This is a genomic window from Caulobacter sp. DMC95, from assembly GCF_056313785.1.
In genome coordinates, this window is sequence record NZ_JBQUZP010000005.1 from 219978 (window position 1) to 233044 (window position 13067).

Here is a 13067-nt window from a genome sequence, read left to right on the forward strand (position 1 = left end):
GGTCGCTAAACATATCAGTATGGACATCCGCCAGTTCCGCCACTTCGCCGCCGTCGCCGAGACCCTGCACTTCGGACGGGCCGCTGAACGGCTGGGCATGACCCAGCCGCCGCTCAGCCAATCGATTCTGGCGTTAGAGAAAGAACTGGGCGTGCCGCTGTTCGCCCGCACCAAGCGGCACGTCGAACTGACGCCGCTCGGCCAGCAGTGGCTTCCGCATGTTCGCGAGGCGCTGACGGCGATCGACGCCCTGCCTGACACCGCCCGCCGCCTGCGCGACGGCCAGACTGGGCGGCTGTCGCTGTCGTTCGTCAGCACCGCCGACTACAGCGTCCTGCCCGACCTCGTCCGCCGCTACGCCGAGGCCTTTCCCGGCGTCGAGATCCAGCTGGTCGAGGCCACCAGCGACGTCCAGGTGCCGGCGGTGCTGGCCGGCGAGCGCCATGCGGGGATCATCATCCCGCCGCCGAACCGCGCCCTGCCCGCCGCCCTGGCCTATCGCCGGCTCGTGTCGGAGCCACTGGTGGCCGTCACGCCCGAGGCGTGGGGCGCCGAAGGGCCGCTGGACCTGGCCGCCCTGGCGGAGGTTCCGCTGGTGCTGTTTCCCCGAACTGTGGCCCCGGCCTTCCATGACCTTGTCACCGGCTATGTGGCCGCGCGCGGCCAACCGGTCCGGATCGTCCAGGAGGCCATCCAGATGCAGACGATCATCAGCCTGGTCTCCGCAGGGCTGGGCATGGCGCTGGCCCCCGCCTCGCTGCGGAAGTTGGCCCGTGCGGGCGTGCGCTATGTCGACCTCGTGGATCCGCCGATCCTGGAGACGGGCCTCGTCTGGCGCCGCGACGACGATGCGCCCACGCTGCAGGGCCTGCTGCGGTTGGCGGACGCAGACGGGCTCACCCCGGATTGACGCCGGCCAAGCCGCGTGGCTGGCTCGCCAAAACCCTTGAGGAAACGTCCATGGCCAACCTGATCCTGAGCGTCGTCGGCAGCGACCGGCCCGGCCTCACCGAAGCCCTGGCCAAGGCCGTGCTCTCGGCCGGCGGCAACTGGCTGGAAAGCCACCTGAGCCAGCTGGGCGGCCTCTATGTCGGCTCGGTGCTGGTCGCGCTGGACGCCGGATCGGTGGACGCCCTGCGCACCGCCGTCGCCAAGGTCGACGCCGAAGGCCTGGAGGTCCGCATCGCGCCAGCGCTGGAAGCCGCTCCGGCGGCGGGCGAGACCGTCACCTTCAGCGTGGTCGGCCAGGACCGCCCCGGCATCGTCGCCCAGGTGACCGGCGTGCTCAGCGGTCTGCGCGCCAATATCGAGACCTTCGAGACCCGTCTCAGCGTAGAGCCGCACTCGGGCGCGCCGCTGTTCCACCTGGACGCCCGCCTGCGACTGCCGCCCACGCTCTCGGCCGCCGCCGTGCAGACGGCGCTGGAGGACATCTCCGGCGAGATCATGGTGGATGTGACGGTCGGCGGGGCCTGAACGCGCGCCCCTTGAACCGATAGCCGTCATCACCGGCCTCCGTATTACGGCGAGTTCACTTTCGTCGCTACAAATGTAGCGCTACAGGTGTAGCGAACTCAGCTGCTGAGGCCGCCCCTTGATCGACGCCCTGCCCCGCCGCGAACGCGAAGTCTTCGAGACCCTCTGCCGTCTGGAAAGCGGCGCCACCGCCGAGGTCCGCGCCGCCCTCGCCGATCCCTTGAGCGACTCCGCCGTCCGCACCCTGCTCGCTCGCTTGGAGAGCAAGGGCTTGGTCGAGCGCGCGTCCGACGCCCACGGCGTCGTCTACCGTCCCGCCCAGGCTCCCGAGACCGTCGCGGTCGGAGCCCTGCGGCGCCTGATCGACACCTTCTTCGCCGGCTCGGCCGCCAGCGCCGCCAGCGCCCTGCTGGGCCTTGGCCAGAAGCTGACGCCGGAAGAGGCCGCCGCCCTCGAGGCGATGATCGACAAGGCCACCCAGGACGGGGAGGACAAGCGATGACCTGGACGCTGCTGATTTCGCTGCTGATCAAGTCCAGCCTGATCGCCGCCGTGGGTCTAACCGCCTCGCGTCATCTGACCCAGCGCCCCGTTGAGCGGGTCGACATCCTGCGCGGGACCGTCTGCCTGCTGTTGGCCCTGCCGGTGATCATGAACGCCCTGCCGCCGATCGAGCTGGCCCTGCTGCCGCCGCTCGAGGACGCCGCCATCGCCCTCCAGAGCGCGCCGATCGCGCCGAACTCTCCCGAGGCTTCCGTCCCGGCATGGATGACGCCGGGCGCGATTCTCGGCGGCCTTTGGCTGCTGGGGGCGGCGCTGATCGGCGGGCGGCTGGCGCTGGGTCTTCGCACCCTGACCCGATGGACCCGGAAGGCTGATCCCGTCATCTGCCCAGTCTGGCTGGCGCCGATCGAAGACCTGTCGCCCGCCGACCGCCCCAAACTCGTCTGCTCCGACCGCGTGGCCGGCCCCTTGAGCTGGGGCGTTGCGCCCGGCGCGATCCTGATCGACCCGGCCACCCTGGCCGAGCGCCACACAGCGCCGGCCATCATGGCCCACGAACTGGCCCATCTGCGCCGCCACGACTGGGTCTTCCTGCTGATCTCGCGCGTCGTGCTGGCGATCTTCTGGTTCAACCCGCTGGTCTGGCGGCTGCACGCGGTGCTGCGCCAGCGTTCGGAGGAAGCCGCCGACGCCGCCGCGCTGGGTTTCGTCGATCGCGCCCTCTACGCCCGCACCCTGGTGCGCCTGGCGTCCCATCCCACACCCCTACTCGCCCCTGTCGCCTCGCTGCCCATGGCGGCGGACAGCCGGACCCTGAAATCGAGGATCGCCTGCATCATGACCGACACGCCCGCGCGCCGCCGCCCCCTGACCGTCGCCCTCAGCATCAGCGCGCTGGCGCTGGTCGCCGCGCCGCTCGCCGCCTTCGCCGTCACCCGCCAGATCGCGCCGCCGGTCCCGCCCGTGCCGCCGGCCCCGGTCGCGAGCGCCCCGCTGCCGCCTGCGCCCCCGGCGCCGCCCGCCCTGGCCGCGCCTGTCGCGGGGGTCGTTCCGCCCGCACCGCCGGCGCCCCCCGCGCCCCCGGCGCCGGACGCCGACGCCTATGACCTGCTCCAGGCGCGGGCGCAGGCCGACTGGGCCAGGGCCCAGGCTGACGCCGCGCGAGTCAACGCCGACGAGATCCGCCGCCAGGTCGAGGTTCATCGACACGAGATCGAAGCGGCCGCCCGCGCGGCCGGCGCCCAGGCCCGCGTCTACGCCCAGCAAGCGCGGCTCTCGGCCGAGGAAGCGCGCCGGATCGGCGACGAAGCGCGCAAGGCTGGCGAAATCGCCCGCGTCGCGGCGATGAAGCAGGCCCGCCTCGACATGGCCAAGGGCGCCGATCAGATGCGCGCCGGGGCCCGCCAGATGCGCGAGGAAGCCGCCCGCCTGCGCGACCCGGCCTACCGCGCCCAGCAGATCGCCGAGAACCGCGCGCGCGGTCATACCGTGACCGACGAAGAGCTGAAGGCCGTGGCGCGACGTATGCCAGCTCAGGCAGATGAAATGGAGCGCGAGGCCGACCGGCTGGCGGAACGGGCGCGGGAGCAGCTGTAGGATCTGGGAATAGCGCCCCCTCCGTCACGCGGCTTCGCCGCGCGCCACCTCCCCCGTTTCACGGGTGAGGAGGACAGGACTCCCTCCTGCCCCGCTTGCGGGGGAGGTGGATCGGCGCGAAGCGACGAGACGGAGGGGGCGCTAAAACCAGCTCACGAACAAAAACGCCCCGGCCTTTCGACCGGGGCGTCTTCGTTTGAGCCCGAACCCTTACGAGTCCAGGAAGCTGCGCAGCTTCCGCGACCGCGACGGGTGCTTGAGCTTGCGCAGGGCCTTGGCTTCGATCTGACGGATGCGTTCGCGGGTCACCGAGAACTGCTGGCCGACTTCTTCCAGCGTGTGGTCGGTGTTCATGCCGATGCCGAAGCGCATGCGCAGCACGCGCTCTTCACGCGGGGTCAACGAGGCCAGCACGCGGGTGGTGGTTTCCCGCAGGTTCGACTGAATGGCCGCGTCGATCGGCAGGACAGCGTTCTTGTCCTCGATGAAGTCGCCCAGGTGGCTGTCTTCCTCGTCGCCGATCGGGGTTTCGAGCGAGATCGGCTCCTTGGCGATCTTCAGGACCTTACGGACCTTTTCCAGCGGCATGGCCAGCTTTTCAGCCAGCTCTTCCGGGGTCGGCTCGCGGCCGATCTCGTGCAGCATCTGGCGGCTGGTGCGGACGATCTTGTTGATCGTCTCGATCATGTGGACCGGAATACGGATCGTGCGGGCCTGGTCGGCGATCGAGCGGGTGATCGCCTGACGGATCCACCAGGTGGCGTAGGTCGAGAACTTGTAGCCGCGACGATACTCGAACTTATCGACCGCCTTCATCAGGCCGATATTGCCTTCCTGGATCAGGTCCAGGAACTGCAGGCCGCGGTTGGTGTACTTCTTGGCGATCGAGATCACGAGGCGAAGGTTGGCCTCGACCATTTCCTTCTTGGCCTGACGGGCTTCGCGCTCGCCCTTCTGGACCGTCTGGACGATGCGGCGATAGTCGTCGATCGGCACGCCGGTCTCGGTGGCGAGCGCGGCGATCTCGCCGCGGATGTCGCTGACCGACTGGCTGTCGTTCTCGACGAACTTGGTCCAGCGCACGCCCATCGCCTTGACCTGCTCGGTCCAGGTCGGGTTCAGCTCGGCGCCGAAATAGGCCTTCAGGAACTCGGCGCGGCTGATGCCGTAGCTGTCGGCCAGGCGCAGCAGGCGGCCTTCCAGGCCGATCAGGCGCTTGTTGATCGCATAGAGCTGCTCGACCAGAGCCTCGATGCGGTTGTTGTTCAGCTTCAGCGTCTTGAGGTGCTGGATGATCGTCGCCGACAACTGCTCATAGGCCTTGCGGTCGGCTTCCGAGAGGTCCTCGCCCTTGAGGCGGCTGCCGACCAGCTTGTCCTGCAGCTTGCGGAAGGCTTCGAACTCGCTGGCGATGGCGTCCAGGATGGCCATCACGCCTTCGCGCAGCTCGCCTTCCATGGCGCTGACGGTCGGACCAGCGCCGTCGTCGAAGTCGTCTTCGTCCTCACCTTCGGCGCCCTCGGCCTTGGCTTCGCCGGCTTCGTCATCGACGGGCTCGGCAGGACCGTCGTCGTCCTCGGCGGCCGGCTGGGCGGCGACGCCGTTGATGGCGGCGTAGGTGCCTTCCAGGTCGATGACTTCGCGCAGCAGGATGCGGCCCGTGCCCAGTTCCTCGCGCCACACCATGATGGCTTCGAAGGTCAGGGCCGACTCGCAAAGGCCGCGGATCATCGTGTCACGGCCGGCCTCGATGCGCTTGGCGATGGCGATTTCGCCTTCGCGCGACAGCAGCTCCACCGAGCCCATCTCGCGCAGGTACATGCGGACCGGGTCGTCGGTGCGGTCATAGGCCGCCGGCTTGTCGCTGGCGATGACGGTCGTGTTCTCGTCGCGCGTCGCGACCTCGCCGCCCTCGGCGTTCTCGGCGTCTTCCTCGGCCTCGACCACGTTGACGCCCATCTCGCTGAGCATGGCCAGCGTGTCTTCGATGGCGTCGGGGCTGACTTCCTCGGACGGCAGCACCTTGTTCAGCTCGTCCATCGTGACGTAGCCGCGGGCTTTCGCCTGCTTGATGAACTTCTTGACGCCGGCGTCGGTCAGATCGAGCAGGGGGCCGTCACCACCGGTGGTTTCGGGCGCTTCCGTCTCGGCCGAGGAATTGTTGCTCATTAAGCTCTCCGCAGTCGACGCGCCGCCCCCCGCGAGGCTCGCATCGAAAAAATCCTTGTCGAAATGGCTTGCCTGCCCGATCCGCGCCTTGATCAGCGCTTACCCAAGGATCACGTTCCCGTCAGAAGGCTCACCTGCGCTCTGGTCCGCCATGTAGAAGCGCTCCGCGGGAAACCGGCGGAGGTCCAGGCGATGAGCACGGCGAGCTTTTCCCTGAACGGGTCGGCGACCGCTGGGGACCTGAGGCGGCGGCGAGGGTGACATCCTGTTTCGATAAGGGCGCGCGCTCCGGCGGCCCGAGTGATGTCAGTCAGCTGCGTGGCAAATCCTTGAGTCGGCATGTGGCTGTGGGTGACGCCGGAGTCAAGATGGGACGTGGACGGTTTTGATTTTGCGGGCTTGTCGGCGAATGTTGGGAAAGCTCCAAGAACCCTCCCCCAACCCGACCGGGGAGGTCGGAGATTTAGAGTCTAGTGCAGCACCTGCGACACCAGCGCCGGATCGGTCCAGCCGCCGCTTTCGATCAGGCGCTTGACCGCGTCGCGCTCGGTTTTCAGTCGCAGCAAGGTCTGGAAGTCGCTTTCGTCGGCAAGGTCGGTCTTGGCGTCGTCGACGGCGCGCTCCAGGGCGGTTAGCCGGAGCAGAAGGTCGAAGGCCTGCGACCACAGCACCCGGATCGCCTCCTCCGGGCTCTGGGCTGCGCTCTGGGCGACGTCCAGCGCCTTCACATGCGCGGCCGCGCGTTCCAGCGAGGACAACACGCCCTCGTCATAGCCGGCCGAGGCCAGCCGGCCCTTGAGCAGGCCAGTCTCGACGTGATCGGCCTCCAGCCGCAGGTTCACCAGCTCCTGCGCGATGGCGTCTAGGCGCTCGTCGCCAAAGCCCTGGTTCATCAGCACCTCGATGCGGTCGTCGACCACCTTGGGGTCGCGGATCGCGGCGACCAGTAGAGCGGCCGAGAACGGGCGCGGCGCCTGCTGCAGGGCGGCGGCGGCCTGACGGCCTTCGGCGGTGGCCCCCTCCAGGCGCGGCTTGCCCCAAGGCCGGCGTGGAGCGTTGTCCCACCGCGCCCGCGCCATGGTGCGGCCCGCGTCGCTGGCGTCGGACTTGACGCGGCGCGCGGCGCGCATCTCGTCCAGCCGGTCGAGCAGCTCCTCCTTGTAGGCGTGGGCCAGGTCCTTGTCGGCGATGGTCGCCGCCAGGGTGCGCAGGCGGACCTTCAGATTGGTGCGCTGCTCCGGCGTATCGAAGGGCTCGAGGTCGCGCTCGCGCTCGAACAGCGCCTCGACGAACGGCTTGGTGTCCGACAGCTGGGCCTTCAGCGCCGCCGCCCCCTGCTCGCGCAGCACGTCGTCGGGGTCCTTGCCGCCGACGGGCATGGAGAACAGGAACGAGCGGCCGGGCTTGAGCAGCGGCAGGGCGCGGTCGATGGCCCGATCGGCGGCGCGCTTTCCGGCCTTGTCGCCGTCGAAGCACAGGGTCGGGGTCGGATGCAGGCGCCACAGCCCCTCCATCTGCTCCTCGGTCAGGGCCGTGCCCATCGCCGCCACAGCCGGCACGCCCGCGCGCTGGCAGGCGATCACGTCCATATAGCCCTCGACCACCACCATCGGCGGTTTCTCGCCCCCGCTCTGGCCGGCGTGGAGGATCTTACGGGCTTCGAACAGGCCATACAGCACCCGGCCCTTGTGGAAGAGGCTGGTCTCCGGGCCGTTCAGGTACTTGGCGCGGGCGGCGGGATCCATCGCCCGGCCGCCGAACGAGACGACCTTTCCCCGGCTGTCGGTGATCGGAAAGATGATCCGGTCGCGGAAGCGGTCATAGGGCTGGCCGCCGTCCTCGGGCGCGATCAGCACCCCGGCATCGACCAGATCGCCCGGCTTGGCGCCCTTGGCGATCAGGTAGTCTTTCAGGCCCGTGCGGTTGTTGGGCGCAAAGCCGATGCGAAAGCGGCCCCACTCGCTCTCGGGCAGGCCGCGCTTTTCCAGATAGGCCCGAGCCGCCTGACCCACGGGGCGTCGCAGCTCGCTCTCGAACCAGGCGGCCGCCAGCTCCATCCAGTCGCCGAGCGACGAGCGCTTCTGCTCCTCGCGGGCGGCGCGGGGGTCGACCTCGGGCAGGCTCATGCCCGCTTCGGCCGCCAGCCGCTCGACCGCCTCGGCGAAGGTCAGCCGCTCGGTCTCCTGCAGGAAGCTGATGATGTCGCCGTGCTTGCCGCTGGAGAAGCAGTGATAGAAGCCCTTCTCGTCGTTCACGAAGAACGAGGGGCTCTTTTCCTTGGTGAACGGCGACAGCCCCGCATACTCGCGCCCCTGCCGCCGCAGCTTCACCGTCTTGCCGACAACGTCGGACGGGCGAAGGCGGGACTTCAGTTCTTCGAGAAAGCGGTCGTCGAAACGCATAGGTCTGGGGCGAGGGTCTGGCGAAGGACCAGGGGCGTTCTTCCTATCACAGGTTCACGCGCGCTAGACATCACCACGGTGGGGGCGGGCGCGGAAAAATGGGCTGAACCGACCTCGACAATCGTCCGGCGACGGCACAAACATCCCGGCTTCTCGTCGCGGGAAGCACGCCCGCGCGCCGCATTTGGGTGTTTCGTGAAAGCGCTGTTCTTCTCGGTTTCCGTCCTGTCCCTGGCCGCGACGGCCGCTCTGGCCCAGACCCCGGCGCCGTCGCAACCGTGGCCGGAGTCCGCCGCGCCGAGCGCGCCGATCCCCGCCCCGCAGGACATACCCTACGCCGGCACGCTGAAGCTGGCGGTCGACGCCACCGACCTTGACCGCAAGATCTGGAGCGTCACCACGACCATCCCGGTCAGCAAGGCCGGTCCGTTCACCTTCCTCTATCCGCAGTGGGTTCCGGGCGGCCACTCGCCGCGCAACGACCTGGACAAGCTGGCGGGCCTGGTGGTCACCGCGAACGGCAAGACCATCCCCTGGAAACGCGACGTCGTCAGCGTCCACGCCTTCCATGTCGACGTGCCCGCCGACGTCAGCGAGATCCAGGTCAGCTATCAGTTCCTGACCGCCGTCGAGGGCCGGATCGGCCGGATCGAGGTCACCCAGGAGATGCTGAACCTGCAATGGCTGCAGGTCGCGCTCTATCCGGCCGGCTACTACACCCGCCAAGTTCCGATCGAGGCCAGCGTCAAGCTGCCCGAAGGCTGGAAACTGGCCACCGCCCTGGAGACCGCCAAGGTCGAGGGCCAGGTCACCATCTTCAAGCCGACCACGGTTGAAACCTTGGTCGACAGCCCGATCTTCGCGGGCAAGTACTTCAAGTCGATCGATCTGGACCCCACCGGCCCCGCCCCCGTGCGCCTGAACTTGGTGGCCGACAGTCCCGAGCTGCTGGAGGCCAAGCCCGAGCATATCCAGGTGCACAAGGACCTGGTGCAGCAGGCCTACAAGCTGTTCGGCTCGCACCACTACGACCACTACGACTTCCTGGTCGCCCTGTCGGATCGTCTGGGCGGCATTGGCTTGGAGCACCACCGCAGCTCTGAAAACCGGGTCGCGCCCAAGTACTTCACCGAGTGGGACAAGAACTTCGTCGGCCGCGACCTGCTGCCCCACGAGTTCACCCACTCGTGGAACGGCAAGTTCCGGCGCGCCGCCGACATCTGGACCCCCAACCTGAACGTGCCGATGCGCGACAGCCTGATGTGGGTCTATGAGGGCCAGACCCAGTATTGGGGCTATGTCTTGTCGGCCCGCGCAGGCTTCCTGACCAAGCAGCAGACCCTGGACGCGATCGCCGCCACCGCCGCGACCTATGACAACCGTCGTGGCCGCGACTGGCGTCCGGTGCAGGACACCACCAACGATCCGATCATCGCCCAGCGCCGTCCACTGTCGTGGCTGTCATGGCAGCGCAGCGAGGACTATTACTCCGAAGGCCAGCTGGTCTGGCTCGACGCCGACACCCTGATCCGTGAGAAGACCGGCGGGAAGAAGTCGCTGGACGACTTCGCCAAGGCCTTCTTCGGAATGGACAACGGCTCGTACGTGCCGCGCACCTATGTGTTCGAGGACGTGGTCGCGGCCCTGAACGGCGTGGTCGCCCATGACTGGGCCACGTTCCTGAAAACCCGCATCGAAGAGGTCCAGCCAAAGGCCCCGCTCGATGGCCTGGAGCGCGGCGGCTACAAGCTGGTCTACACCGAGACGCCGACCGAGTTCATGAAGGCGGCCGAGACCCGCTCGCGCGGGACGGCCCTCACCTATTCGCTGGGCCTGACGGTGAGCGCGGACGGCGTGATTTCCGACGTCCAGTGGGGCGGCCCGGCGTTCAAGGCGGGCCTCACCCAGGGCCTGACCGTCGTGGCGGTCAACGGCGAGCAGTTGGACGGCGACAAGCTGAAGGCCGCCGTCAAGGCGGCCGCCAAGCCCGAAAACCCGCTGGTCGAGCTGCTGATCAAGGACGGCTTCCGCTATCGGATGGTCAAGATCGACTATCGCGGCGGGCTTCGCTATCCGCGCCTGGAGCGGATCGCCGGCGCGCCGGATCGCCTGGGCGAGATCCTCGCGCCACGCAAGTAGGTCACCGCACTGCGACTCGTTCGCGGGCTGCGACGATTTGCAGAAGGGCGGAAGGACGGCGTTTGCGTCATCTTTCCGCCTGTTCGATCCCTCTGAACGCGTACCAAGAAAGGGCCCGCCTCCTCCCAGGCGGGCCCTTTTTTCTTGCCGCGACGACGCCGCTTATGGTGACGCTCGACCGGAGTGAAATCCTTGGCCTTGGACCAACGCGCCGATATGCTGCGCGCGCCTGATGATCACGGGGCGTAGATTCCATGATGTCGCCCCCCGCACAGCTGCAGCGCGTCACCACCGAGTATGTGGAGGCTGAGGACCGTCTGCGCCTGTCCGGCGCGCTTGCGGACGGCCGCACCGTGGTGCTCTGGATGACTCAGCGGATGTTCAACCGGGTGCTGACGCCGCTGACCCGTTGGCTCGACGCACACGGCGTCACGGGCCCGGCGGCGAGCGCCGCTGCGGCCACGCCAGCGGACCGGGAAATGCTCCAGGAGTTCGCCCAGCAATCGGCTCAGGCCGCCTTGACGCCCCAGCCTCGCGTCCAAGCCGACCAGCCGACAGAGACGTGGCTGGTCGACGTTGTGGACATCAGCTCGAACACGCACCTCATCCGGCTTACGTTCAAGGCCAGTGATGGCCGCGCTGTCGGCGTGACCCTGCAAGCGGAAGGCCTGCGTCAATGGCTGGCCGTGGTCCATAGCCGCTATCGCCGTGGCGGTTGGGCCACGACCGCTTGGCCGGCCTGGATGGATGACGCAGTTGCGCCAGCGACAAGGCCCGAGGCGATGCCCGTTCATTGAGGGCCTTGCCCTAATCCTGCTCGCTTGACCTTGGTCCGACCGCACGCGAACGATGCGCTTGCCGTTATCGCGTTCCAAGGATCACCATGTCTCAACCTGACCGCCGCCAGATCCTGATGGGAGCGGCCGCAACCGCCCTGACCGCCGGTTTCGCCTCCGCCGCTCAGGCGGCGACGCCCAAGGACCAGCTCGATGCGCTGTTCGACGCCTTCTTCGACGAGGACCTGAGCCAGAGCCCCGAACAGGCCACCAGCCTTGGCCTCGACACCGGCAAGCACGCCGACGCGCGCAGCAAGCTTTCGGACCGCTCGGTCGCCGCCTGGAAGCGCGACCGCGCCGAACCAGCGGAACGGATCGCCCGCCTGAAGACGATCGACCGCAAGGCGCTGACCGGCGACGACGCGATCAACTACGACACCGCCCTCTTCAACTACGAGGCCCGGAGCGGAACCGCGCCATTCGACTTCGGCGACGGCGCGCGCCCGTTCGTGCTGACCCAGTACTACGGATCCTACATCTCGACGCCGAGCTTCCTGGACGGTCGTCACAAGATCGAGTCGGCCGCCGACGCCGATGCGTACCTGGACCGAATGAAGGCCTTCGCCACCGTGCTGGACCAGGAAACCCAGCGCGCCAGCGCCGACGCGGCCAAGGGCGTGATCCCGGCCGACTTCATGGTCGATAAGGCCATCGCCCAGCTCCAGCAGTTCCGCAGCCTGCCGGCCGAGAAGAACGTGCTGGTCGCCTCAGCCGCCCGCCGCGCCAAGGCCTATGGCGACTATGACGCCAAGGCCGCCGCCATCCTGACCGGCGAGATCCACCCCGCCCTCGACCGCCAGATCGCCGCCCTGCAGGCGATGCGCGCCAAGGCCGTGCACGACGCCGGCATCGGCCGTCTGAAGGACGGTGACGCCTTCTACGCCGCCCTCCTCAAGATCTACACCACCACCAACAAGACCCCCGAAGAGGTCCACCGCCTGGGCCTGGAGGAAGGCGCCGAGATCCAGGCGCGGATGGACGAGATCCTCAAGAAACGCGGCCTCACTCAAGGCACGGTGGGCCAGCGGATGGCCAGCCTGAACACCATGCCTGGCCAGGTGTTCGCCAACACCGACGAGGGTCGCGCCGAGCTCCTGGCCTACTGCACCGAGCGGCTGGCCAAGCTTCAGCCGCTGTTGCCGCAGTGGTTCGGCGTCATGCCCAAGACCCCGGTCGTGGTGCGGCGCGTGCCGGCCTATACCGAGGCGGGTTCATCGGGCGCCTACTACGAGCGGCCGGCGCTGGACGGTTCGCGGCCGGGCGCGGTCTATATCAACCTGCGCGACACAGCCGAGCGCCCGCGCTGGTCTCTCGCCACGCTGATGCATCACGAGGGCGCGCCGGGGCACCACTTCCAGCTGGCCCTGGTGGCCGAGAGCAACCTGCCGAAGCTCCGCCAGAATATGAACTTCTCGGCCAACACCGAGGGTTGGGCGCTCTACGCGGAACAGGTGGCCATGGAGATGGGCATCTATGACGACGGCGACGATCTGGGCCTTCTGGGCATGTACCAGGCCCGCCTGTTCCGCGCTTCGCGCTGCGTGGTCGACACTGGCATCCACGCCAAGGGCTGGAGCCGCGAAAAGGCGATCGCCTACATGATCGAGACCGGGGGCGACCCGGAGGTGCGGGTGTCGCGCGAGGTCGAGCGCTACTGCGCCAACCCCGGCCAGGCCTGCTCCTACAAGGTCGGCCACACGGTCTGGGCGGCGCTGCGCGAGCGCACCAAGCAGCGCTTGGGGTCGAAGTTCGACATCAAGCGCTTCCACGACACGGCGCTTCTGGTCGGTCCGGCGCCGCTGACGGTGCTGGAAGGCGTCATTGACCGCTGGCAGGGGTGAGGGTCGGCGGCGCCTTGGCGCGTCCTTCGAGGCTCGCCTGAGCGCGCCTCGAAGGACGCAGGGACGCCCCCTCCGTCACGCGGCGCGCAGCGCCGTGACGGAGG

The 13067-nt window shown here is 68.4% G+C and carries 9 protein-coding genes; 7 read left to right on the top strand and 2 right to left on the bottom strand.

Annotated features, from left to right (window positions below; all coding sequences use genetic code 11):
• Positions 1-19 precede the first annotated feature (19 nt).
• From ACT53N_RS13780 to ACT53N_RS13795, 4 genes are all read left to right on the top strand, one after another.
• Positions 20-910, top strand: coding sequence for a LysR family transcriptional regulator (locus ACT53N_RS13780; RefSeq protein ID WP_476064428.1), 891 nt, complete (start codon positions 20-22; stop codon positions 908-910).
• A 50-nt stretch (positions 911-960) separates the two neighbouring features.
• Positions 961-1476 (top strand): glycine cleavage system transcriptional repressor, encoded by a 516-nt coding sequence (locus tag ACT53N_RS13785; protein WP_476064429.1) that lies wholly within the window; start codon positions 961-963, stop codon positions 1474-1476.
• A gap of 118 nt (positions 1477-1594) precedes the next feature.
• Positions 1595-1978: a BlaI/MecI/CopY family transcriptional regulator gene (locus tag ACT53N_RS13790; RefSeq protein ID WP_476064430.1), complete on the top strand. Its 384-nt coding sequence runs from the start codon at positions 1595-1597 to the stop codon at positions 1976-1978.
• Positions 1975-3576, top strand: a complete 1602-nt coding sequence (locus tag ACT53N_RS13795; protein WP_476064431.1) for a M56 family metallopeptidase — start codon at positions 1975-1977, stop codon at positions 3574-3576. Before ACT53N_RS13790 ends, ACT53N_RS13795 begins: the two co-directional genes overlap by 4 nt.
• 210 nt (positions 3577-3786) lie before the next feature.
• Here the strand turns inward: ACT53N_RS13795 and rpoD are convergent, their stop codons facing one another.
• Both rpoD and dnaG read right to left on the bottom strand, forming a co-directional pair.
• Positions 3787-5745, bottom strand: a complete 1959-nt coding sequence (rpoD, locus tag ACT53N_RS13800; RefSeq protein ID WP_476064432.1) for an RNA polymerase sigma factor RpoD — start codon at positions 5743-5745, stop codon at positions 3787-3789.
• A gap of 470 nt (positions 5746-6215) precedes the next feature.
• Positions 6216-8147 carry a DNA primase gene (gene dnaG / locus ACT53N_RS13805; RefSeq protein WP_476064433.1) on the bottom strand — a complete coding sequence of 644 codons (1932 nt, stop codon included), beginning with the start codon at positions 8145-8147 and terminating at the stop codon, positions 6216-6218.
• A gap of 195 nt (positions 8148-8342) precedes the next feature.
• On the opposite strand from dnaG, the gene ACT53N_RS13810 reads away from it, so the two are divergent.
• From ACT53N_RS13810 to ACT53N_RS13820, 3 genes are all read left to right on the top strand, one after another.
• Positions 8343-10286 (top strand): M61 family metallopeptidase, encoded by a 1944-nt coding sequence (locus tag ACT53N_RS13810; protein WP_476064434.1) that lies wholly within the window; start codon positions 8343-8345, stop codon positions 10284-10286.
• A gap of 254 nt (positions 10287-10540) precedes the next feature.
• Complete coding sequence (locus ACT53N_RS13815; RefSeq protein WP_476064435.1) at positions 10541-11083, top strand: hypothetical protein; 543 nt, start codon at positions 10541-10543, stop codon at positions 11081-11083.
• Between the two features lie 86 nt (positions 11084-11169).
• The gene (locus ACT53N_RS13820) at positions 11170-12963 is read left to right on the top strand and encodes a DUF885 domain-containing protein (protein ID WP_476064436.1); all 1794 of its coding nucleotides are present in this window, start codon (positions 11170-11172) and stop codon (positions 12961-12963) included.
• Positions 12964-13067 lie beyond the last annotated feature (104 nt).

Excerpts from the sequence above, each read along its gene's own strand:
- rpoD (WP_476064432.1), bottom strand. The coding sequence starts at position 5,745 with ATGAGCAACAATTCCTCGGCCGAGACGGAAGCGCCCGAAACCACCGGT.
- ACT53N_RS13785 (WP_476064429.1), top strand. The coding sequence starts at position 961 with ATGGCCAACCTGATCCTGAGCGTCGTCGGCAGCGACCGGCCCGGCCTC.
- ACT53N_RS13815 (WP_476064435.1), top strand. The coding sequence starts at position 10,541 with ATGATGTCGCCCCCCGCACAGCTGCAGCGCGTCACCACCGAGTATGTG.
- ACT53N_RS13795 (WP_476064431.1), top strand. The coding sequence starts at position 1,975 with ATGACCTGGACGCTGCTGATTTCGCTGCTGATCAAGTCCAGCCTGATC.
- ACT53N_RS13820 (WP_476064436.1), top strand. The coding sequence starts at position 11,170 with ATGTCTCAACCTGACCGCCGCCAGATCCTGATGGGAGCGGCCGCAACC.
- dnaG (WP_476064433.1), bottom strand. The coding sequence starts at position 8,147 with ATGCGTTTCGACGACCGCTTTCTCGAAGAACTGAAGTCCCGCCTTCGC.
- ACT53N_RS13780 (WP_476064428.1), top strand. The coding sequence starts at position 20 with ATGGACATCCGCCAGTTCCGCCACTTCGCCGCCGTCGCCGAGACCCTG.